The sequence below is a fragment of the Streptomyces sp. Ag109_O5-1 genome (assembly GCF_003814875.1).
Lineage (GTDB): Bacteria > Actinomycetota > Actinomycetes > Streptomycetales > Streptomycetaceae > Streptomyces > Streptomyces sasae.
Genome location: NZ_RKQF01000001.1, coordinates 8,726,737 through 8,747,469 on the forward strand (window position 1 = coordinate 8,726,737; position 20,733 = coordinate 8,747,469).

General features: G+C 72.0%; 25 protein-coding genes. 18 read left to right on the forward strand and 7 right to left on the reverse strand.

The genetic code is table 11. From position 1 onward, the window contains the following. Positions 1 to 3: 3 nt before the first annotated feature. From EDD90_RS55900 to EDD90_RS39705, 7 genes are all read left to right on the forward strand, one after another. Positions 4 to 168, forward strand: a complete 165-nt coding sequence (locus tag EDD90_RS55900; protein ID WP_185149395.1) for a hypothetical protein — start codon at positions 4 to 6, stop codon at positions 166 to 168. Then, positions 159 to 809, forward strand: a complete 651-nt coding sequence (hisH, locus tag EDD90_RS39680; protein WP_123977924.1) for an imidazole glycerol phosphate synthase subunit HisH — start codon at positions 159 to 161, stop codon at positions 807 to 809. The genes EDD90_RS55900 and hisH overlap by 10 nt, the downstream gene beginning before the upstream one ends. Beyond that, complete coding sequence (gene priA, locus EDD90_RS39685; protein WP_123977925.1) at positions 806 to 1,531, forward strand: bifunctional 1-(5-phosphoribosyl)-5-((5-phosphoribosylamino)methylideneamino)imidazole-4-carboxamide isomerase/phosphoribosylanthranilate isomerase PriA; 726 nt, start codon at positions 806 to 808, stop codon at positions 1,529 to 1,531. Before hisH ends, priA begins: the two co-directional genes overlap by 4 nt. Continuing rightward, entirely contained in the window at positions 1,528 to 1,932 is a 405-nt protein-coding gene (locus EDD90_RS39690; RefSeq protein WP_123977926.1) for a RidA family protein, read from the forward strand. The genes priA and EDD90_RS39690 overlap by 4 nt, the downstream gene beginning before the upstream one ends. Beyond that, positions 1,929 to 2,684 (forward strand): imidazole glycerol phosphate synthase subunit HisF, encoded by a 756-nt coding sequence (hisF, locus tag EDD90_RS39695; protein ID WP_123977927.1) that lies wholly within the window; start codon positions 1,929 to 1,931, stop codon positions 2,682 to 2,684. Before EDD90_RS39690 ends, hisF begins: the two co-directional genes overlap by 4 nt. Before the next feature lie 127 nt (positions 2,685 to 2,811). Next, positions 2,812 to 3,402, forward strand: coding sequence for a helix-turn-helix domain-containing protein (locus tag EDD90_RS39700; RefSeq protein WP_123977928.1), 591 nt, complete (start codon positions 2,812 to 2,814; stop codon positions 3,400 to 3,402). Positions 3,403 to 3,417: 15 nt separating this feature from the next. Continuing rightward, positions 3,418 to 4,656, forward strand: a complete 1,239-nt coding sequence (locus EDD90_RS39705; RefSeq protein WP_123977929.1) for an MFS transporter — start codon at positions 3,418 to 3,420, stop codon at positions 4,654 to 4,656. 31 nt (positions 4,657 to 4,687) lie between these two features. Here the strand turns inward: EDD90_RS39705 and EDD90_RS39710 are convergent, their stop codons facing one another. Together EDD90_RS39710 and EDD90_RS39715 are read right to left on the reverse strand one after the other, a co-directional pair. Continuing rightward, positions 4,688 to 5,086 carry a VOC family protein gene (locus EDD90_RS39710; protein ID WP_123977930.1) on the reverse strand — a complete coding sequence of 133 codons (399 nt, stop codon included), beginning with the start codon at positions 5,084 to 5,086 and terminating at the stop codon, positions 4,688 to 4,690. 50 nt (positions 5,087 to 5,136) lie between these two features. Further along, positions 5,137 to 5,772 carry a TIGR03085 family metal-binding protein gene (locus tag EDD90_RS39715; protein ID WP_123977931.1) on the reverse strand — a complete coding sequence of 212 codons (636 nt, stop codon included), beginning with the start codon at positions 5,770 to 5,772 and terminating at the stop codon, positions 5,137 to 5,139. An 82-nt stretch (positions 5,773 to 5,854) separates the two neighbouring features. Between EDD90_RS39715 and hisI the strand changes: the two genes are divergently transcribed. The 11 genes from hisI to lgt all read left to right on the forward strand — a co-directional run bounded on the left by hisI (position 5,855) and on the right by lgt (position 14,898). Continuing rightward, entirely contained in the window at positions 5,855 to 6,277 is a 423-nt protein-coding gene (hisI, locus tag EDD90_RS39720) for a phosphoribosyl-AMP cyclohydrolase (RefSeq protein WP_123977932.1), read from the forward strand. A gap of 11 nt (positions 6,278 to 6,288) precedes the next feature. Continuing rightward, a complete protein-coding gene (locus EDD90_RS39725; protein WP_123977933.1) occupies positions 6,289 to 7,767 on the forward strand; it encodes an anthranilate synthase component I in 1,479 nt (492 codons plus the stop codon). 72 nt (positions 7,768 to 7,839) lie between these two features. Beyond that, a complete protein-coding gene (locus tag EDD90_RS39730) occupies positions 7,840 to 8,484 on the forward strand; it encodes a TIGR02234 family membrane protein (RefSeq protein ID WP_123977934.1) in 645 nt (214 codons plus the stop codon). 244 nt (positions 8,485 to 8,728) lie between these two features. Beyond that, entirely contained in the window at positions 8,729 to 8,998 is a 270-nt protein-coding gene (locus tag EDD90_RS39735) for an HGxxPAAW family protein (RefSeq protein WP_123977935.1), read from the forward strand. A gap of 77 nt (positions 8,999 to 9,075) precedes the next feature. Beyond that, the gene (locus EDD90_RS39740) at positions 9,076 to 9,531 is read left to right on the forward strand and encodes a DUF2752 domain-containing protein (RefSeq protein WP_185149396.1); all 456 of its coding nucleotides are present in this window, start codon (positions 9,076 to 9,078) and stop codon (positions 9,529 to 9,531) included. 147 nt (positions 9,532 to 9,678) lie between these two features. Continuing rightward, positions 9,679 to 10,488 (forward strand): indole-3-glycerol phosphate synthase TrpC, encoded by an 810-nt coding sequence (trpC, locus tag EDD90_RS39745; protein WP_123977936.1) that lies wholly within the window; start codon positions 9,679 to 9,681, stop codon positions 10,486 to 10,488. A 21-nt stretch (positions 10,489 to 10,509) separates the two neighbouring features. Further along, entirely contained in the window at positions 10,510 to 10,746 is a 237-nt protein-coding gene (trpM, locus tag EDD90_RS59165; RefSeq protein ID WP_123977937.1) for a tryptophan biosynthesis modulator TrpM, read from the forward strand. Between the two features lie 70 nt (positions 10,747 to 10,816). Next, the gene (gene trpB / locus EDD90_RS39755) at positions 10,817 to 12,100 is read left to right on the forward strand and encodes a tryptophan synthase subunit beta (RefSeq protein WP_123977938.1); all 1,284 of its coding nucleotides are present in this window, start codon (positions 10,817 to 10,819) and stop codon (positions 12,098 to 12,100) included. Then, complete coding sequence (trpA, locus tag EDD90_RS39760) at positions 12,097 to 12,915, forward strand: tryptophan synthase subunit alpha (RefSeq protein ID WP_123977939.1); 819 nt, start codon at positions 12,097 to 12,099, stop codon at positions 12,913 to 12,915. The genes trpB and trpA overlap by 4 nt, the downstream gene beginning before the upstream one ends. A gap of 109 nt (positions 12,916 to 13,024) precedes the next feature. Beyond that, entirely contained in the window at positions 13,025 to 13,801 is a 777-nt protein-coding gene (locus EDD90_RS39765; protein ID WP_123977940.1) for a thioredoxin domain-containing protein, read from the forward strand. A 92-nt stretch (positions 13,802 to 13,893) separates the two neighbouring features. Beyond that, positions 13,894 to 14,898: a prolipoprotein diacylglyceryl transferase gene (gene lgt / locus EDD90_RS39770; RefSeq protein ID WP_123977941.1), complete on the forward strand. Its 1,005-nt coding sequence runs from the start codon at positions 13,894 to 13,896 to the stop codon at positions 14,896 to 14,898. A gap of 233 nt (positions 14,899 to 15,131) precedes the next feature. On the opposite strand, the gene EDD90_RS39775 is transcribed toward lgt, so the two are convergent. From EDD90_RS39775 to EDD90_RS39795, 5 genes are read right to left on the reverse strand one after another with little or no spacing between them, the layout of a single operon-like run. Then, positions 15,132 to 15,953, reverse strand: a complete 822-nt coding sequence (locus tag EDD90_RS39775) for a CoA ester lyase (protein WP_123977942.1) — start codon at positions 15,951 to 15,953, stop codon at positions 15,132 to 15,134. Beyond that, entirely contained in the window at positions 15,950 to 17,152 is a 1,203-nt protein-coding gene (locus EDD90_RS39780; RefSeq protein WP_123977943.1) for a CaiB/BaiF CoA-transferase family protein, read from the reverse strand. The genes EDD90_RS39775 and EDD90_RS39780 overlap by 4 nt, the downstream gene beginning before the upstream one ends. Before the next feature lie 11 nt (positions 17,153 to 17,163). Next, a complete protein-coding gene (rbsK, locus tag EDD90_RS39785; RefSeq protein ID WP_123977944.1) occupies positions 17,164 to 18,057 on the reverse strand; it encodes a ribokinase in 894 nt (297 codons plus the stop codon). Further along, positions 18,054 to 19,568: an ADP-ribosylglycohydrolase family protein gene (locus EDD90_RS39790; RefSeq protein WP_123977945.1), complete on the reverse strand. Its 1,515-nt coding sequence runs from the start codon at positions 19,566 to 19,568 to the stop codon at positions 18,054 to 18,056. The genes rbsK and EDD90_RS39790 overlap by 4 nt, the downstream gene beginning before the upstream one ends. Continuing rightward, positions 19,556 to 20,731 carry an ADP-ribosylglycohydrolase family protein gene (locus EDD90_RS39795; RefSeq protein ID WP_123977946.1) on the reverse strand — a complete coding sequence of 392 codons (1,176 nt, stop codon included), beginning with the start codon at positions 20,729 to 20,731 and terminating at the stop codon, positions 19,556 to 19,558. The genes EDD90_RS39790 and EDD90_RS39795 overlap by 13 nt, the downstream gene beginning before the upstream one ends. Between the last annotated feature and the right edge of the window lie 2 nt (positions 20,732 to 20,733).

The following is a 20,733-nucleotide window of genomic DNA, read 5'->3' on the forward strand; positions in this document are numbered from 1 at the left end:
GCCATGAACGGGCTGTCCACCGTCCTGATCGTCGTCGGCCTCTTCCTGGTCGGCGGAATCATCTCCTTCGTCAAGCAGAAGATGCCCACCAGCCTGATCGTGCTGCTCTCGATCGGCGCCGCGATGTGCCTGGTGGCGGGTGTCGTGAGGCTGGAGGTGTGGAATTGAGCGGATCCTCCAAGAAGGTCGTCGTCTTCGACTACGGCTTCGGGAACGTCCGGTCCGCCGAGCGGGCCCTCGCCCGCACCGGGGCCGAGGTCGAGATCACCCGTGACTTCGACAGGGCCATGAACGCGGACGGGCTGCTGGTGCCGGGCGTCGGCGCCTTCGCCGCCTGTATGCAGGGCCTGAAGGAAGCTCGGGGGAACTGGATCATCGACCGCCGGCTGTCCGGCGGGCGGCCGGTGATGGGCATCTGCGTCGGTATGCAGATCCTGTTCGCGCGCGGTATCGAGCACGGCGTGGAGACCGAGGGCCTCGACGAGTGGCCCGGCTCGGTCGAGCCGCTCCAGGCCGAGATCGTGCCCCACATGGGCTGGAACACCGTGGACGCGGCGCCCGGCTCCCAGCTGTTCGCCGGCCTGGACGCCGACGCGCGCTTCTACTTCGTGCACTCCTACGCCGTCCACGACTGGTCCCTGGAGACCCACAACGCCTCGATGCGGGCCCCGCTCGTCACCTGGTCCACGCACGGCAAGCCGTTCGTCGCCGCGGTGGAGAACGGCGCCCTGTGGGCCACCCAGTTCCACCCCGAGAAGTCCGGCGACGCCGGCGCCCAGCTCCTCACCAACTGGATCGGAACACTGTGAGCAAGCTCGAACTCCTCCCCGCCGTCGACGTCCGCGACGGCCAGGCCGTCCGCCTCGTGCACGGCGAGTCGGGAACCGAGACCTCCTACGGCTCCCCCCTCGAAGCCGCCCTCTCCTGGCAGGCGTCGGGCGCCGAGTGGCTCCACCTGGTCGACCTGGACGCCGCGTTCGGCACCGGCGACAACCGTGCGCTGGTCGCCGAGGTCGCCCACGCCATGGACATCAAGGTCGAGCTCTCCGGCGGCATCCGCGACGACGCCACGCTGGCCGCCGCCCTCGCCACCGGCTGCACCCGGGTGAACCTCGGCACGGCCGCCCTGGAGACCCCCGAGTGGGTCGCCAAGGTCATCGCCGAGCACGGCGACAAGATCGCGGTGGGCCTGGACGTCAAGGGCACCACCCTGCGCGGCCGCGGCTGGACCCGCGACGGCGGCGACCTCTACGAGACGCTGGCGCGCCTCGACAAGGAGGGCTGCGCGCGGTACGTCGTGACCGACATCGCCAAGGACGGCACGCTGCAGGGCCCGAACCTGGAGCTGCTGCGCAACGTCTGCGCGGCGACGGACCGGCCGGTCGTGGCCTCCGGCGGCGTGTCGTCGCTGGACGACCTCCGCGCGCTCGCCGAACTGGTACCCCTCGGTGTCGAGGGCGCCATCGTCGGAAAGGCGCTGTACGCCAAGGCGTTCACCTTGGAAGAAGCACTGGAGGCAGTGTCACGATGACGTCCGATGCCGTGCGGCGTGTGCAGAGCGGGAGTCCCTGGGAAGAGTCCTTCGGTTTCGCACGCGCCGTGGCGGCGGGCGACCGTGTGCTGGTGGGCGGTACGACGTCCTTCAAGGGCACCGTGCTGTACGGGGAGGGCGACCCGTACGAGCAGGCCAAGGTGGCCTTCACCAGCGCCGTCGAGGCGATCGGCGAGTTCGGGCTGGACATCGGGTCCGTGATCCGCACCCGGATGTACCTGACCCATGTGCGGGACGTGGACGCGGCGGGCCGGGCCCACAAGGAGATCTTCGACGGGGTGCGCCCGGTGTCCACCCTGCTGGTGGTGGAGGGTTTCGTCGACCCGCGCATCCTGGTGGAAGTAGAGCTAGAGGCATACAGAGGAGCCGTGGATTCATGACCCTGGCGGTCCGAGTCATCCCCTGCCTGGACGTGGACAACGGCCGGGTCGTCAAGGGCGTCAACTTCCAGAACCTGCGCGACGCGGGCGACCCGGTCGAGATGGCCAAGGTCTACGACGCGGAGGGCGCCGACGAGCTGACGTTCCTGGACATCACCGCGTCGTCCGGCAACCGGGAGACCACGTACGACGTGGTGCGCCGCACGGCCGAGCAGGTCTTCATCCCGCTGACGGTCGGCGGCGGTGTGCGTGCGGCCGAGGACGTGGACAAGCTGCTGCGGGCGGGCGCCGACAAGGTGGGCGTCAACACGGCGGCGATCGCGCGTCCGGACCTGATCCGGGAGATCGCGGAACGCTTCGGCCGCCAGGTGCTGGTCCTGTCGGTCGACGCGCGCCGCACCGAGTCGGGTTCCTTCGAGGTCACCACCCACGGCGGCCGCCGCGGCACCGGCATCGACGCGGTCGAGTGGGCACACCGGGCCGCCGAGCTGGGCGCGGGCGAGATCCTGCTCAACTCGATGGACGCGGACGGCACCAAGGACGGCTACGACCTGGAGATGATCGCGGCCGTACGCAAGCACGTCACGGTCCCGGTCATCGCCTCCGGCGGTGCCGGGAAGCTGGCCGACTTCGCCCCGGCCGTCGCGGCGGGCGCGGACGCGGTCCTGGCGGCCTCCGTCTTCCACTTCGGTGACCTCAGGATCGGCGAGGTGAAGCAGACGCTGCGGGAGGCTGGCCACCCCGTGCGGTGACGACGCTGCGCAGAGCTTGAGCCCCGGTGCCCGCGGCGGGCGCCGGGGCTTTTCGCCGGGCAGATGTGAAAGAGAAGTTGCGCAAAATATATTGCGCAACTTTTCTTTCGTATCTAGGGTCGGTGGCATGACGGGCAAGGAGCGAGACCTCCACATCACCGACATCGGCACGCTGAAGGCGCTGGCCCATCCGCTGCGCATGAAGCTCTACCGGGGCCTGATCGTGGCCGGCAGGGCGACCGCCTCACAGCTGGCCGAGCAGGTGGACGAGGCCGTCTCGCTGGTCAGCTACCACCTGCGCAAGCTCGCCGAGCACCACCTGATCGAAGAGGCCGAGCCGCAGAGCGCGGACGGCCGGGAGCGCTGGTGGCAGCCCGCCTCCGACGGGATCAGCATCCGGGACCGCGATTTCCGGGACGCGCCCGAGAAGACGGCCGCCCACCTGGCCGCCACCCGGCTCTTCCACGAACAGCGGGCCGACATGTACCGCCGCTACCTCGACGAGCGCGCCACCTGGAGCGCCGAGTGGAACGCCGCCGCGCCCGACAGCGAGTCCCTGCTCCGCCTGACCGCGGTCGAACTGGACGAACTCCGCGAGGAACTGGTCGCGCTGGCCAGGAAGTACGACGAGAAGGGCCGGTCCGCCGAAGCGAACGGCGACACCGAGGGGCGCGAGCACGTCGCGCTGTACATGTACGGCTTCCCGTTCCGCGTCTGAGAAGGGCTCACGTCCATGACCGCGACCCTCGTACCCCCCACGGCCCACCGCCTCGCCCACCGCGACCCCAACGTCCTGCGCTGGCTGGGCGCCTACGCCTCGTCCATGGTCGGCGACAGCGTCTACTACATCGCCCTGTCCTGGGCCGCCGTCCAGGCCGGTTCGCCCGCCCAGGCCGGGGTGGTGATGTCCGTCAGCGCGCTGCCCAGAGCCGTACTGATGCTGTTCGGCGGAGTGGTTGCCGACCGGCTGGGGCCGCGCCGGGTGGTCATCGGCAGCGACGCCGTGCGCTGCGCGGCCGTGCTCGCGGTGGCGGCGCTGCTGTTCCTGACCGGCCCGGGGCTGTGGCCGCTGGCCGCGCTCGCCCTGGTCTTCGGCACCGTCGACGCCGTGTTCATGCCCGCGGTCGGCGCCCTCCCCGCGCGCGTGACCAGCCGTGACCAGCTCGCGCGCGTGCAGGGCATGCGCGGTCTCGCCATCCGCTTCGCGAGCGTCGTCGGCGCCCCGCTGGGCGGCCTCGGGGTCGCCGTCGGCGGCGCGGCGGCCGCCTTCGGCCTGGCCGGGCTGCTGATCGCAGTGTCCGTCCCCCTGCTGATATCCGTACGGGTGCGGGAACTGCCCGCCGAGGACCGCGCCGCCGCGCCGACCCCCTGGCAGGACCTGCGGGCCGGCCTCGCCCATGTCCGCCGCCATCGGGTCCTGGCGCCGCTGATGCTCGCCATCGCACTCGGCGACCTGGGCTTCGTCAGCCCCCTCAACGTCGGACTGACCCTGCTCGCCGACCGGCGCGGCTGGGGCGCCGCCGGGATGGGCTGGGTGCTCGCCGGGTTCGGGGCCGGCGCCGGTGCCGTCTCGCTGCTGCTGACCGTCCGGGGCCGGCTGCCCCGCGCCGGTCTGGTCGCCGCGTACGCGATCCTCGCCGGTTCGGTCGCCATCGGCGCCCTCGCCTTCGTGCCGAGTCTGGTCGGCGCGGTCGGCGTCGCCGTACTGATCGGGCTGCTCGCCGGGCTCAGCGGCGCGATGTGCGGGGCGCTGCTGCAGACCCAGACCGACCCCGCGTACCTGGGCCGGGTGACGGCCCTCTCCGGCCTGGTCAGCCTGGGGCTGGCCCCGCTGAGCATGCCACTCACCGCCACCGCGATCGGCGCCTTCGGGCTCGGACCGGTGTACGTCGTCAGCGCCGCCGTCTGCGGGCTCGGCGGGGTCGTCGCCCTGGCCGCACCGGGACTGCGCCGGGCCGAGCTGCCCCGCTGAGGCCTCCCGGACCGCGCAGCCCTTCGGCTCCTCAGCCCTTCGGCTGGGCCAGCTGGATCAGGTTGCCGACGGTGTCGTCCAGGACCGCGGCGATGATGGGGCCCTGCTCCTGCGGCCCGTGCGTGAACCGGACACCGAGGGCGATCAGCCGCTCGTACTCCGCCTGGATGTCGTCCACCGAGAAGACGATGGCCGGGAGCCCCGCCTCGTACACGGCCTTGCGGTACGGCTCCGCGATGGGGCCCTGGCCGGGCTCCAGGAGCAGCTGGAGGTCCTGCTGGGCCCCGTCGGCCGCGCCGACGGTGACGAACAGGGTGCCGCCGCCCAGGTCGAGGTGGGTGCGGGTCTCGAAGCCGAGGACGTCCGTGTAGAAGGCGTGCGCCCTGGTCACGTCGTCGACGTAGACGCTCGTCATCGCGACCTTGATCATCGTGCGCTCCTCGGATGCCCAGATGCCCAGATGCCCGGCTGCTCGGATACTCAGATGCCCAGCTGCTTCGAGTCGTGCAGCTTGGTGATCGCGTTCTCGTCACCGTCCAGCTCGACCTTGGCCGCGTTCACCCGGCCGAAGGCGAACATCAGCAGTTCGGAGGGCTCACCGGTCGCTGTCACCACGGGAGCGCCGCGGTGGGCGACCGCCGTCTGGCCGTCGGGGCGGCGCAGCACCAGGCCCGTCGGCACGCCCCGGCCCAGCAGCCGCGCCGTGCGCTCCAGACGCGCCCACAGGGCGTCCTGGAAGACCGGGTCCAGCTCGCGCGCCGACCAGTCCGGCTGGGCCCGGCGGACGTCCTCCGTGTGGATGTAGAACTCCACGGTGTTGGCCGCCTCGTCGACCTGCTTGAGCTGGAACGGCGAGAACCGCGGCGGCCCGGTACGGATCAGCTGGATCAGCTCCTCGTACGGCTTCGCGGCGAACTCCGCCGTCACCTTCTCCAGCCGTGGCGCGAGCTGCTTGAGCACCGTGCCCCCGGCCGCGTCGGGCCGGCGTTCGCGCACCACCACGTGCGCGGCCAGGTCGCGGGTCACCCAGCCCTCGCAGAGGGTCGGCGCCTCGGGACCGGCGGTCTCCAAGAGGTCGGCGAGCAGAAGCCGTTCACGCTTGGCGAAGGTCGACATGGAGCCAGCCTACGACCCCACACACGGTCCGGACAGTGGACACGGACCGTGACTGTCGGTGCCGCGCGGCACAATGGCACCCATGACCAGTACGACCGGTACGCCCCAGCCCAGCGGCCTCGCCCCGGAGCTCGCCGCCCGCCTCAAGCGCAGCGCCGACGGGCTCCTCCCCGCCATCGCCCAGCAGTACGACACCGGCGAGGTACTCATGCTGGGCTGGATGGACGACGAGGCCCTGCACCGCACCCTCACCACCGGCCGCTGCACCTACTGGTCGCGCAGCCGCCAGGAGTACTGGGTCAAGGGCGACACCTCCGGCCACTTCCAGTGGGTCAAGTCGGTCGCCCTCGACTGCGACGCCGACACCGTGCTGGTCAAGGTCGACCAGGTCGGCGCCGCCTGCCACACCGGCGACCGCACCTGCTTCGACGCCGACGTGCTCCTCAAGGACGCCGAGCACGCTCACGAAGCCGCCGATTCCGGCGTACCCGCCTCGGATCAGTAAGGTCTGCCGCCATGGACCTCGAGACCTTCCGCAAGCTGGCGACCGACCGGCGCGTCATCCCGGTCACCCGCAAGCTCCTCGCCGACGGCGACACCCCGGTCGCGCTCTACCGCAAGCTCGCCGCCGAGCGCCCGGGCACCTTCCTGCTGGAGTCCGCCGAGAACGGCCGCTCCTGGTCCCGCTACTCGTTCGTGGGCGTGCGCTCCTCCGCCACCCTCACCGCCCGCGACGGCCAGGCCCACTGGCTCGGTGCCCCGCCCGTCGGCGTGCCCGTCGAGGGCGACCCGCTGGCCGCCCTGCGCGCCACCATCGAGACCCTGCACACCCCCCACCAGGAGGGCCTGCCGCCCTTCACCGGCGGCATGGTCGGCTATCTCGGCTACGACATCGTGCGCCGCCTGGAGAAGATCGGCCCCGGCGAGCGGGACGACCTCAAGCTCCCCGAGCTGACCATGCTCCTCACCAGCGACCTCGCCGTCATGGACCACTGGGAGGGCTCGGTCCTGTTGATCGCCAACGCGATCAACCACAACGACCTCGACACCGGCGTCGACGAGGCCTACGCCGACGCGATCGCCCGCCTCGACGCCATGGAGGCCGACCTCTCCCGCCCGGTCGCCCAGCCCCCGGCCGTCCTGCCGCCCTCCGAACTCCCCGAGTACACCGCCCTGTGGGGCGGCCCCGACTTCCGGGCCGCCGTCGAGGACATCAAGGAGCGCATCCGCGCGGGCGAGGCCTTCCAGGTCGTCCCCTCGCAGCGCTTCGAAACCCCGTGCACGGCGAGCGCGCTGGACGTCTACCGCGTCCTGAGGGCCACCAACCCGTCCCCGTACATGTACCTGTTCCGCTTCGACGGCTTCGACGTCGTCGGCTCGTCGCCCGAGGCCCTGGTCAAGGTCGAGGACGGGCGGGCCATGGTCCACCCCATCGCCGGCACCCGGCCGCGCGGGGCCACCCCGCAGGAGGACCAGGCCCTCGCCGACGAGCTGATGGCCGACCCCAAGGAGCGCGCCGAGCACCTGATGCTCGTCGACCTCGGACGCAACGACCTGGGCAGGGTCTGCGAGCCGGGCTCCGTCGAGGTCGTCGACTTCATGTCCGTCGAGCGGTACTCGCACGTCATGCACATCGTCTCGACGGTCACCGGAAAGGTCGCCGAGGGCCGCACCGCCTTCGACGTCCTCACCGCCTGCTTCCCGGCCGGCACCCTCTCCGGCGCCCCCAAGCCCCGGGCCATGCAGATCATCGACGAACTGGAGCCGTCGAGGCGGGGGTTGTACGGCGGCTGCGTCGGCTACCTCGACTTCGCCGGGGACTCCGACACCGCCATCGCCATCCGCACGGCCCTGCTGCGGGACGGGACGGCGTATGTGCAGGCGGGCGCCGGTATCGTCGCCGACTCGAACCCGGTCGCAGAGGACCAGGAGTGCCGCAACAAGGCGGCGGCGGTCCTGCGGGCGGTGCACACGGCCAACAGACTGGGCAAGTAGCCGCCCGGACCGGGCAAGTGGGGCGCTTCTCACTCGACCCCGGGTGACCGTTCGCCCGGGGTTCAAGCGATAGTGGAGTACGTGACTGCTGTTCCTCACCCCCGTTCCGAAGCCGCCGCGACCGAGCGGTCCGGCCGCCGCAGCCTCGCCATCGCGCTGCTGTTCGGTGCGCTCGGCGCGGCCGTGGCCCTGCTGGCCAGCCGGCAGCGCTGGGCGGCGGGCACCGCGACGGTGGCCGGCGGCGCCTTCCCGCTGACCGCCAAGGGCAGCGACGTCACGGGCGTCCCCGCGGCCCTTGCCATAGTGGGCCTCGCCGCGCTCGTCGCCGTCTTCGCCGTCCGCAAGACCGGCCGTTTCCTGGTCTCCGGGCTTCTCGCGCTCTCCGGCGCCGGCATCGCCGCCGCCGCCCTGCTGGGCGCGTCCGACGGCTCCGCGCTCGACGAGAAGGCCGCCACCGCCAGCGGCGACACCTCCGCGACGGTCGACGCCCTCACTCACACCGGCTGGCCGTACGTCGCCGCGGCCGGCGGCGCTCTCATCCTGATCGCCGGGCTGCTCGCGCTGCGCTACGGCCGCCTCTGGCCCGCCATGTCCGGCCGCTACGAGCGCGGCACGGGTACCCCGCGGCCGCGCCGTGCGCCGAAGCCGGTCGATCCCGACCGGCCCGAGGACATCTGGAAGGCGCTGGACCGGGGCGAGGACCCGACCGGCGCGTAGCGCTTCGCTGGGGGCGCCGTTGGGGGGGTGCCGCTCGTCGGCTGTCTCGGGGTGCGTCGTGGCTGGTCGCGCAGTTCCCCGCGCCCCTTACGGGGCGCTACAGCTGACGGGGCGCTTCGGCTGGCGGGGGTCTTCAGTCGATGTGGCGAATCAGACGTCACCCCCGCGTCCCGCACCGGTACTCGTACGGGACAATGGAGGTCGAGCGTCCGGAAGGACACGTACGAGCAACGAGGAGCAAGTCATGGCGGGCAGCAGCCACGGTCACACCCCGGCCGCCTGGACCGGCGTCACCATCGCCTTCATCGGTTTCTGCGTCGCGGGCGCCTTCATGGTGATGGCCCAGCCGCTCGGCTTCTGGGCCGGCATGGTGATCGTGGTCCTCGGTGGTGTCGTGGGCGTGGTCATGCGCTCCATGGGTCTCGGCCAGCCGAAGCAGAGCAACGGCGGCGCCCTGGTGATGTCGCACTCCGCCCCGGTCGTCACCCGCGAGCCGGTCGCCGCCGAGGGCTGACCGACCAGAGCTTTCCCGAGGAGGGGCGCCCGGATCCGGGCGCCCCTCTCGCGCGTGTGCCGACCGTACGGGGCACAATGCGAGGCGTGAACGCCCACAGTCACAGCGCAGCTGCAGCCGCCCCGCCGGCGATGCCCTCCCTCCGGGGCCGGCTGGCGGTGCCCGCGGGAGTGCTGGCCGCCGTCGTCGGGGCCTTCGCCTACGTCGGCACCGTCGACCCCAACCAGCCCGGCCACTACCCGGTCTGCCCCCTCTACCGGCTCACCGGCCTGTACTGCCCCGGCTGCGGCGGCCTGCGCAGCGCGCACGCGTTCGTCCACGGGGACTTCCTGGCAGCGCTGCAGGACAACGCGGCGGGCGTGGTCGCCTATCTGGCCTTCGCCGTGGTGTGGACCGTCTGGGTGGTGCGCGCGGTACGCGGCCGGCCCGCCCGGATCGAGCTCAGACCGGTGCAGATGTGGAGCCTGGGCGCGTTGGTGCTGGTCTTCACCGTTGTCCGGAACCTGCCGTTCGGCGGCTGGTTGCATCCTTGATCAACTGGCGAACGTCCAGGTAGTGGGACCGGCGTCGGCCGGATGTGAGGCCTGTGCCGTCCTGCGGATACCATCGCATTGACCATGAGTTTTCCGGCTCATGGGATTTGACCGCCTGGAAGAACCGTCAGGAAGGGGGCCGCTCGCGTGAGTGTGCTCGACGAGATCATCGACGGAGTCCGTGCCGACCTCGCGGAGCGGCAGGCGCGCGTCAGCCTCGACGAGCTCAAGGAGCGCGCGGCGAAGGCGCCCGCCGCCAAGGACGGTGTGGCCGCGCTGCGCGGTGAGGGCGTCAAGGTCATCTGTGAGGTCAAGCGCTCCAGCCCCTCCAAGGGCGCGCTGGCCGCGATCGCCGACCCGGCCGGGCTCGCCGCGGACTACGAGGCGGGCGGCGCGGCCGTCATCTCGGTCCTGACCGAGCAGCGCCGCTTCGGCGGCTCGCTGGCCGACCTGGAGGCGGTCCGGGCCCGGGTGGACATCCCGGTGCTGCGCAAGGACTTCATCGTCACGTCGTACCAGCTGTGGGAGGCCCGCGCGTACGGCGCCGACCTCGCGCTGCTGATCGTCGCCGCCCTCGACCAGCCGGCCCTGGAGTCGCTGATCGAGCGCGCGGTCTCCATCGGCCTCACCCCCCTCGTCGAGGTCCACGACGAGGACGAGGTCGAGCGCGCGGTGGACGCCGGCGCCAAGATCATCGGCGTCAACGCGCGCAACCTGAAGACCCTGGAGGTCGACCGCACCACGTTCGAGCGGGTCGCCCCGGAGATCCCCGACCACATCGTCAAGGTCGCCGAGTCCGGTGTCCGCGGACCGCACGACCTGATCGCCTACGCCAACGCGGGCGCCGACGCGGTCCTGGTCGGCGAGTCCCTGGTCACGGGCCGCGACCCCAAGGCGGCGGTGGCCGACCTGGTGGCGGCGGGCGAACACCCCGCGCTGCGGCACGGCCGGGGCTGATCACCCGCTAGGCTGAACCCGATGACTCTCACGGTGACGACGACAGTGGACCGGTACGCCCGCCTCGCGCGCGGCTGCCGGCCCCGCGGTTGCCGCGCCCCGGCACGCCGGGTCCACGGCCGCCGCGTCCGCTACGTCATCGGTGACGAACCGGGACAGGTGAACGGCCGCCGATGGCAGCGCGCCCCTCAGGGGCGCGGGGCCGTATCTGATCATGCGACTCCGTCGCGTGAGCGCGACCAGCCACACACGGCCTGAGGTCGTACCACGGACTCCGCCCCCACGGCGAATAGTGTCCTTCAACACGCACTCACCGTGAGGTTCTGGCATGCCCAGCGATTTCTTCTTCCCTGACCCCACCGGTCAGGTGCCCAGCGTCGAGGGCTACTTCGGCGCATTCGGCGGCAAGTTCATCCCGGAGGCCCTCGTCGCCGCCGTGGACGAGGTCGCCGTCGAGTACGACAAGGCCAAGCACGACCCCGAGTTCGCCCGCGAGCTCGACGACCTGATGGTCAACTACACCGGCCGCCCCAGCTCCCTCACCGAGGTCCCCCGCTTCGCGGAACACGCGGGCGGCGCCCGGATCTTCCTCAAGCGCGAGGACCTGAACCACACCGGCTCGCACAAGATCAACAACGTGCTCGGCCAGGCCCTGCTCACCAAGCGCATGGGCAAGACCAGGGTGATCGCGGAGACCGGTGCCGGCCAGCACGGCGTCGCCACCGCCACCGCCTGCGCCCTGTTCGGCCTCGACTGCACCATCTACATGGGCGAGATCGACACCCAGCGCCAGGCCCTCAACGTGGCCCGGATGCGGATGCTCGGCGCCGAGGTCATCGCCGTGAAGTCCGGCAGCCGTACGCTCAAGGACGCCATCAACGAGGCGTTCCGGGACTGGGTGGCCAACGTCGACCACACCCACTACCTCTTCGGTACGGTCGCAGGACCGCACCCCTTCCCGGCCATGGTCCGCGACTTCCACCGGGTGATCGGCGTCGAGGCCCGCCGCCAGATCCTGGAGCGCGCCGGCCGTCTCCCCGACGCGGCGATCGCGTGTGTCGGCGGCGGTTCCAACGCCATCGGCCTCTTCCACGCGTTCATCCCCGACGAGGGCGTCCGCCTCATCGGCTGCGAGCCGGCCGGCCACGGCATCGAGACCGGCGAGCACGCGGCCACCCTCACCGCCGGCGAGCCGGGCATCCTGCACGGCTCCCGGTCCTACGTCCTCCAGGACGACGAGGGCCAGATCACCGAGCCGTACTCGATCTCCGCCGGTCTGGACTACCCGGGCATCGGCCCGGAGCACTCCTACCTCAAGGACTCCGGCCGCGGCGAGTACCGCGCGGTCACCGACGACGCGGCCATGCAGGCCCTGCGCCTGCTGTCCCGCACCGAGGGCATCATCCCGGCCATCGAGAGCGCCCACGCCCTCGCCGGCGCCCTGGAGGTCGGCAGGGAACTCGGCAAGGACGGGCTGATCGTCGTCAACCTGTCCGGCCGCGGCGACAAGGACATGGACACCGCCGCGCGCTACTTCGGGCTGTACGACACCGACGCCGAGGTCGCGGCCGACGCCGCCGACACCGCCGAGATCGAGGGGGACGCCAAGTGAGCGGGAACATTCAGCTGCTGTCCGACACCCTCGCCGGTGCCAAGGCCGAGGGCCGTGCCGCGCTCATCGCCTACCTTCCGGCCGGGTTCCCGACCGTGGACGGCGGCATCGAGGCGATCAAGGCCGTACTCGACGGCGGCGCCGACGTCGTCGAGGTCGGGCTGCCGCACAGCGACCCGGTCCTGGACGGCCCGGTCATCCAGACCGCCGACGACATCGCCCTGCGCGGCGGCGTCAAGATCGCGGACGTCATGCGCACGGTCAAGGAAGCCCACGAAGCCACCGGCAAGCCGATCCTCGTCATGACGTACTGGAACCCCATCGACCGCTACGGCGTCGAGCGCTTCACCGCCGAGCTGGCCGAGGCGGGCGGCGCGGGCTGCATCCTGCCCGACCTGCCGGTGCAGGAGTCGGCGCTGTGGAGGGAGCACGCCGAGAAGCACGGCCTCGCGACGGTCTTCGTCGTGGCGCCGAGCAGCAAGGACGAGCGGCTCGCCACGATCACGGCGGCGGGCAGCGGTTTCGTCTACGCGGCCTCGCTGATGGGTGTCACCGGTACGCGTGAATCGGTCGGCGCGCAGGCCCAGAACCTGGTGGAGCGCACCCGGGCCACCGGCACCGAGCTGCCCGTCTGCGTCGGCCTCGGCGTCTCCGACGCGGCCCAGGCCGCCGTGGTCGCCGGCTTCGCCGACGGTGTGATCGTCGGCTCGGCCTTCGTGAAGCGGATGCTGGACGCGCCGGACGACGCGGCCGGTGTGGCGGCCGTCCGCGAACTCGCCGGGGACCTGGCGAAGGGCGTGCGCGGACAGGCGTAATCCGGCACTGCGGGACACACCGCTGGACACAGCAGAACATTCGGTCACTCGAACGGGTGGACCTGGGACCGGGGAGGCGCGGTGCGCCTCCCCGGTTCGTTCTGGGGGTGTGAGCGAGAAGAATCGTGACGGAAAGCGGATGGCCCGCGAGCGGCTGGCGGCCGAGCGCGAGAAGCAGAGGGCCGCGGAGAAGAGGCGGCGCGCGCTCATCGTGGGCGCGAGCGTGGTCTGCGTCCTGGGTCTGGCCGCGGTGATCGGCATCGTGGCCGCGAACAGGGGCAAGGACAAGAACAGCGCGAGCTCCGGCCCGGTCGTGGCGCCCTCCGGCGCGCAGGGCAAGGACAGCCTCGCGATCCCGGTCGGCAACGACGGCGCCAAGGCGACGCTCACCGTCTGGGAGGACTTCCGCTGCCCGGCCTGCCAGGCCTTCGAGACGGCGTACCGTCCGACGCTCCACGAGCTGGTCGACTCCGGCAAGCTCAGAATCGAGTACCACCTGGCCACGCTGATCGACGGCAACCTCGGCGGCAGCGGCTCCCGGCACGCGGGCAACGCGGCGGCCTGCGCCCAGGACGCGGGCAAGTTCCGCGACTTCCACGACGTGCTGTACGAGAACCAGCCGAAGGAAACGGACGACGCGTTCTCCAACGACGACAAGCTGATCGAGCTGGCCGGCAAGGTCGACGGCCTGGTCACGCCGACGTTCGAGAAGTGCGTGAGGAACGGCACGCACAACGCCTGGGTCGTGAAGTCCAACGAGGCCTTCCAGGCCGGAAACTTCGGGGGCACGCCGACCGTGCTGCTCGACGGCAAGAACATCTACCAGGACCAGACCATGACCCCGGCCAAGCTGAAGCAGCTGGTCGAGGATGCGAACAAGGGTTAGGGCGGGGTAAGCGATTCTCACGCCCCTGTTATGGAGCCGTAGCCGGGCTGGTTGCCGTCGCCCCGGTCCGGCACGGTAGCGTCGACCCTGCCATGGAATATCTTGCCTACATTCCCAGCCCTTCGCGCGGAGTGATCCACCTCGGTCCCATCCCGCTGCGCGGCTACGCGTTCTGCATCATCATCGGTGTCTTCGTAGCCGTCTGGCTCGGAAACAAGCGCTGGATCGCCCGGGGCGGGCGGGCCGGCACCGTGGCCGACATCGCGGTCTGGGCCGTACCGTTCGGCCTGGTCGGCGGGCGTCTCTACCACGTGATCACGGACTACGAGCTGTACTTCAGCGCGGGCCGTGACTGGGTGGACGCGTTCAAGGTGTGGCAGGGCGGTCTCGGTATCTGGGGCGCGATCGCGCTCGGCGCGCTGGGCGCGTGGATCGGCTGCCGGCGCCGGGGCATCCCGCTCCCGGCGTACGCCGACGCCATCGCCCCCGGCATCGCCCTCGCCCAGGCCATCGGCCGCTGGGGCAACTGGTTCAACCAGGAGCTGTACGGCCGCGAGACGCACCTTCCGTGGGCCCTGCACATCACCTCCTCCGAGGGCGGCCGGGTCCCGGGCTACTACCACCCGACGTTCCTGTACGAGTCGCTGTGGTGCATCGGCGTCGCCTTCCTCGTGATGTGGGCCGACCGCCGCTTCACGCTCGGGCACGGGCGGGCGTTCGCGCTGTACGTCGCCGCGTACTGCGTGGGCCGCGGCTGGATCGAGTACATGCGCGTCGACGACGCCCACCACATCCTCGGGCTGCGGCTCAACGACTGGACCGCGATGATCGTGTTCCTGCTCGCGGTGCTGTACATCGTGATCTCGGCGAAGAAGCGGCCGGGCCGGGAGGCCGTGGTCGAGCCGGGCGCCGCCGACGGTGAGGCCGACGGCGACAGCGACGCCGACGCCAAGGCCGACGCCGACGCCGAGGCCACCGAGGCCGGGGCGGCTTCGGAGGCGGAGGCCACGGCTTCCAAGAGCGCGGCCCAGGCCGAGAACGAGGCCGAGGACGTCGAAGCCAAGGACGAGGCGGGGTCGGGCACCAAGCAGAGCTGACCCGCTCCGATACGAGGAAGAGGGCGCCCGGGATCGTACCGGGCGCCCTCTTCGCGTGCGGGCCGACGGGCCGAGGCGAGCCCGGCACCGCCGGACAGCGCCGCGGCGGTCCTCGCCGTCGCGGCGGAGGAAAATCACCGGCGGATCGCGATCACTGGCCTCTCGGGATCGTCGGTTGGCGACGTTACCGGCGGATTGGGCTTGCTGGTTCTTGGGATCGTCGGCCGGAGACATCACCGGCGATTGAGCAAGGAGAGGGTTCTTCGGGCCGTCGCCACCACTGCCGCGTCGATGAAGCTGCCGTCCGGGAGGGCCTGGGCGCCCTGTTCCGTGGTGGCCGCCTTGATGATCGTCTCGGCCTGCTCCAGTTCCGCCTCCGTGGGGAGGTAGGCGCGTTCGATGATCGGGAGCTGGCGGGGGTGGATCGCGGCACGGCCCAGGAAGCCCAGGGCGCGGCCGTGCGCGCAGGACGCGGCCAGGCCCTTGAGGTCACGGGTGTCGGGGTGGACCGACTGGGGCGGTGGCGCGAGGCCCGCCGCCCGCGCGGCCACCACGATCCGGGAACGGGACCAGTCGAGGCCGATGTCGCCCCGTACGCCCAGGTCGGCCTGTAGGTCGGCCTCGCCGAGGGAGATGCCCCGCAGCGCGGGGTGCGCGGCGGCGATGGTGTAGGCGTGCTCGATGCCGAGGGCCGACTCGAGGAGGGCGTAGAGGGGGAGAGCGGTGGTCCGGGCCGCGACGTGGTGGATGTCGGAGGGGCCGGTCACCTTGGGAAGACGCAGTCCGTCGAGGCCGGGCAGGCCGAGCAAGGCCTCCAGGTCGGCCTTGGCCCAGGGCGTGTCCAGAGCGTTGATCCGGACGTGGACCGGAACCGGCTGGGGCTGGGTGAGGAGGTCGGCGGTCGCGGCGCGGGCGCACTCCTTGCGGTCGGGGGCGACCGCGTCCTCCAGGTCGATCACCACCACGTCCGCGCCGGAGGCCAGCGCCTTGGTGACGACATGCGGCCGGTCACCGGGGACGTACAGCCAGGTCAGGGGGAAGGCGTTGGCGGTCATACGGCGCCCTCCTCGCGCAGGGCCCGCTGCTGCGCCCCGGTCAGGCCCAGTTCGGTGAGGACCTCGGCCGTGTCGGCGCCGTGCGGACGGCCGGTCCAGCGGATCGCGCCGGGGGTCGAAGAGAGCCGGAAGAGGACGTTCTGCATCCGCAGCGGGCCGAGCTCGGGGTCGGGGACGGTGGTGATCGTGTCCAGGGCCCGGTACTGCGGGTCCTCCATCACGTCCCGTACGTCCTGGATCGGCGCCACCGCCGCCTCCGCCTTCTCGAACTCGGCCAGCACCTCGGCGCGGGTGCGGGCGGCGACCCAGGCGCCGACGGCCGCGTCGAGGACGTCGGCGTGTGCGGCCCGGTCGGCGCCGGTCGCGAACCACGGCTCGTCGATCAGCTCCGCGCGCCCGACCAGCCGCAGTACGCGTTCCGCGATCGACTGGGCCGAGGTGGAGACGGCGACCCAGTTCCCGTCCGCCGTGCGGTAGGTGTTGCGCGGGGCGTTGTTGGTGGAGCGGTTGCCGGTGCGCTCCTGGACGTAGCCGAGCTGGTCGTACCAGGTGGGCTGCGGCCCGAGGACCGTCAGGATCGGCTCGATGATCGCCATGTCGACGACCTGCCCCGCGCCGGTACGGTCCCGGGCGGCGAGCGCGGTCATGACGGCGTACGCGGTCGCCAGGGCGGCGATGGAGTCGGCGAGCCCGAACGGCGGCAGCGTCGGAGGGGCGTCCGGCTCGCCGGTGATCGCGGCGAAACCGCTCATGGCCTCGGCGAGGGTGCCGAAGCCCGGACGGCGGGCGTAGGGCCCGAACTGGCCGAAGGCGGTGACCCGGGTCAGGATCAGCCCGGGGTTGGCGGCGGAGAGCTCCTCCCACCCCAGGTCCCACTTCTCCAGGGTGCCAGGACGGAAGTTCTCGATGACCACGTCGGCGGTCGCGGCGAGCTTCAGCAGCGTCGCGCGGCCGCCCGGCTTGGACAGGTCGAGGGTGATGGCCCGCTTGTTGCGGCCGAGGATCTTCCACCACAGTCCGACGCCCTGCTTGGCCGGGCCGTGGCCGCGGGAGGGATCGGGCTTGGCGGGGTGCTCGACCTTGATGACCTCGGCACCGAAGTCACCGAGCAGGGTGGCGGCGAGGGGCCCGGCGAAGAGGGTCGCGAGATCGAGGACGCGCAGACCGCCGAGGGGCTGGGGCTGTGTGGTCGTACTCATGGCTGTCGTACTCATCCGGTGTACTGGGCCTCGATCTCCGGGCGGTACGGCATCGACGTCGACGCCCCCTCCCGCTGTACGGCGAGCGCCGCCGCGGCGGCCGCCCAGGACAGGGCCTCGCGGACCGGCTTCTCCTCGGCCAGGGCGACCGCGAGGGCGCCGACGAAGGTGTCGCCCGCGCCCGTCGAGTCGACGGCGGTCACCCGGGGAGCGGGGATGACGAGTGGCTGGGCGCCGCGGGTGAGGTAGAGACTGCCGGCCGCGCCCAGGGTGACGACGACCTGCGGTACCAGGTCGAGCAGGGCGGCGGCCGCGTCACGCGGGTCGAAACGGTCGGTGAGAGCCGCGGCCTCGCGCTCGTTGGCCACCAACAGATCGATGTTGTCGAGGAGTTCGGCCGGGAGGGGGCGGGCGGGGGACGGGGTGAGGATGGTGTGCACGCCGTGCCGGCGGGCGGCCTGCGCGCCTGCCACGACCGCCGCGAGGGGGATCTCCAGCTGGAGCAGGAGCGTGTCCGCGGAGGCGATGACCCCCTCGTCGCCGGGGGAGAGGTGGTCGACGGTGCCGTTCGCGCCGGGGACCACGACGATCGCGTTGCCGCCCTCGTTGTCCACGACGATGTGCGCGGTGCCGGAGTGGCACTCGATCGTGCGGAGCGAGTCGGTGTCCACGCCGGAGTGTTCGAGGGTCTCGCGCAGCCGGACGCCGTAGGCGTCGTGGCCGACCGCGCCGATCATCGAGACGGTGGCGCCGGCGCGGGCGGCGGCGATCGCCTGGTTGGCGCCCTTGCCGCCGGGAACCGTACGGAAATCCCGTCCCGTCACGGTCTCGCCGAGCTGCGGGGCCCGCTCGGCGTACGCGACGAGGTCCATGTTCGTGCTGCCGAGTACGGCGATATGGGTCATGGGCGGGTCGCCTCCAGGTGGGTGAGGTGGGCGAGGGTGTCGAAGCCGGTGCCGTCGAAGCCCGCGACGGAGGTGGCGAGCCGGTTCTTGAGGGGCGTCGTCCAGCGGTCGGGGAGGGCGGCGGGGTCGCCGGCGAGCAGTCCGGCGACGGAACCGGCCGTCGCGCCGTTGGAGTCGGTGTCCCAGCCGCCGCTGACCGCGCGGGTGACGGAGCCGGTGAAGTCGCCGTCCGCGTGGCTGAGGGCGGCGGCGATCAACGCGGTGTTGGGGATGACGTGCACCCAGTGGTGGGTGGGGGAGTGGGTGCGGTGGAGTTCGTCCACGACCGTCTCGAAGTCCTCGTGGGTTCCGGCGAGTCGGATCGCGTGGTCGATCGCGATGGCGAGACGGGAGCGGGGCGGGACGACGGACCGGCCGGTGCGCAGACAGGCGTGGATGTCCTGGGTACCGGTGACAGCGGTGGCGATGACGGCCGCCGTGAACATCGCCGCGTAGACACCGTTGGCCGTGTGGGTGAGGGTGGCGTCGCGGTGGGCCTGCTCGGCCGCGGCGGCCGGATCGCCGGGGTTGGTCCAGCCGTGCACATCGGCACGGATCAGCGCGCCGATCCATTCGCGGAAGGGGTTGCGGTGGCGGGCGGAGTACGGGGGTTCGACGCCGGAGAGGAGATTGCGGTAGGCGACGCGCTCGGCGGTGAAGGTGCGGCCCGCGGGGAGTTCGTCCAGCCAGACCTGAGCCACGTCGGTGGTGGTGAAGCCACGACCGTGGCGTTGGAGGAGGAGGACGTTGAGGAGGGGGTAGTTGAGGTCGTCGTCCTCGGGCATACCGTCGATGTTTTCGACGAGTGAGGTGGCGGCGGAGCGGCGGTTCCAGGGGTGGGCGAGCAGCAGATCGGCGGGTACGCCGTGGCCGGTGAAGTAGTGGTTCAGCGGCCAGTTGCCGGTGGCCCGGGCGAGGTCCCGGATGGCGTGCAGGGGAAGTTTCTCCACGGGTTTCCCGAGCAGACAGCCGACGGCCCGGCCGAGCCAGGCCGCTTCGTAGGCACGGGCGGGGACGCTTACCGACGCTTGCAGGGTGCTGTCGCGCCCACCCGTGCCGCCCCAGCGGCACGACTGCCCGCGACTGGAAATGGACGGCGGCTGCAGCGCCCCGTCAGGGGCGCGGGGAACCGCGCGATCAGCCCCCACGCACCCGCAGTCGCACGACGGCCCGCACTCCCCTCCCCGCTGCGCCCTCGGCCACTCCGGACACAGTGCCTTGATCTCCTCCAGACCCGTCGGCTCGTTCAACCTGCTCGGCAGATCCGCGAGTTCGTCGAGCAGGTCCTCCGCCAGCTGCCGCAGATAGCGGGATGCCCGGTCCGGCGACGCCCCGGCTCGCGCAGGAGCATCCGCACCCCCCGCCGCCCGCCACCGCGCCTCGACCGCCGCCGGCTCCCGGCCGTCCTGCCGCGCCTGGCGCAACTCGTGGCCCAGCAGATCCTCCGGCTGGACCCAGGTCAGTCGGAGCAACTCGGGCCTCCGAGGCGGGCGAAGGACTCCTCGTGGACGCGGTGGCGTTCCGCGTCGCGGGTGAAGATCTCCCTCGTCACGGCTGCGAGGACGCGCGGCGGCTCCCACAGGTCCAGCCGGCTCGCCTCCGCGACCCGTTTCGACCACTCCTCGGGTACGGCGGAGCCGAGCGCACCGGCGATCGCGCCCGCCATCGTCGCGATCGAGTCGCAGTCCCGGCCGTAGTTGACGCAGCCGAGAACGGCCCGGCGGTAGTCGCCGCCCGCCACCAGCAACATGCCCAGCGCGACCGGGAGTTCCTCGATCGAGTGGAGACGGGAGGGGCGGCGGGCGCCGAGCGAGGGGGCGCGGTAGTCGGGGCCGACCGTGTCGTATGGGGCGACCGCTTCCCGGAGCGGGCCCAGCGCCGACTCGAAGTCGGTGTGGTGCGACGCCACTTCACAGACCTGTTCGATCGCCGTCCGGGTGCCGTCCTTCGCCAGGGACAGACAGGCCGTGACGACGGAGTCCGGGGTCGCCCCCGGCGAGGCCGCCGCCGCCACCGCCGCCGCGAAGACGCCCGCCGCCTCCCTGCCGTACGACGACTGGTGGGCGCCCGCGACGTCCAGCGCCTCGGCGTACGCGGCCCGCGGATTCGCCGCGTTGACCAGGCCGACCGGCGCCATGTACATCGCCGCACCGCAGTTGACGATGTTGCCGACGCCGGCCTCCCGGGGGTCGACATGGCCGTAGTGGAGGCGGGCCGCCAGCCATTTCTCCGCGAGGAAGATCCGGTGGAGGGGGATGGTCTCCGTCTCCAGCTCCGGGATCCAGCGGGGATTGGTCATCAGGTCGGGGACCAGATGGTCGGCGATCGCGTACGCGTCCAGGTGGTCGCGGACGCGGTCGTACACCCGTACCAGCGCATGGGTCATCAAGGTGTCGTCGGTGACGTGGCCGTCGCCCTTGTGGTACGGCGCGACGGGGCGGGCGGTGCGCCAGGCGTCGCCGTTCCAGGGGCCGACGATGCCGTGGACGCGGCCGCCGTGGCGTTCGACGATCTGGTCGGGGGAGTAGCCCTCGACCGGGCCGCCGAGGGCGTCCCCGACGGCGGCCCCGACGAGCGCTCCGGTGATCCTGTCGTCGAGTGAAGCTCCGGCGCTTTCTTCTCCTTTGGGCGTCATGC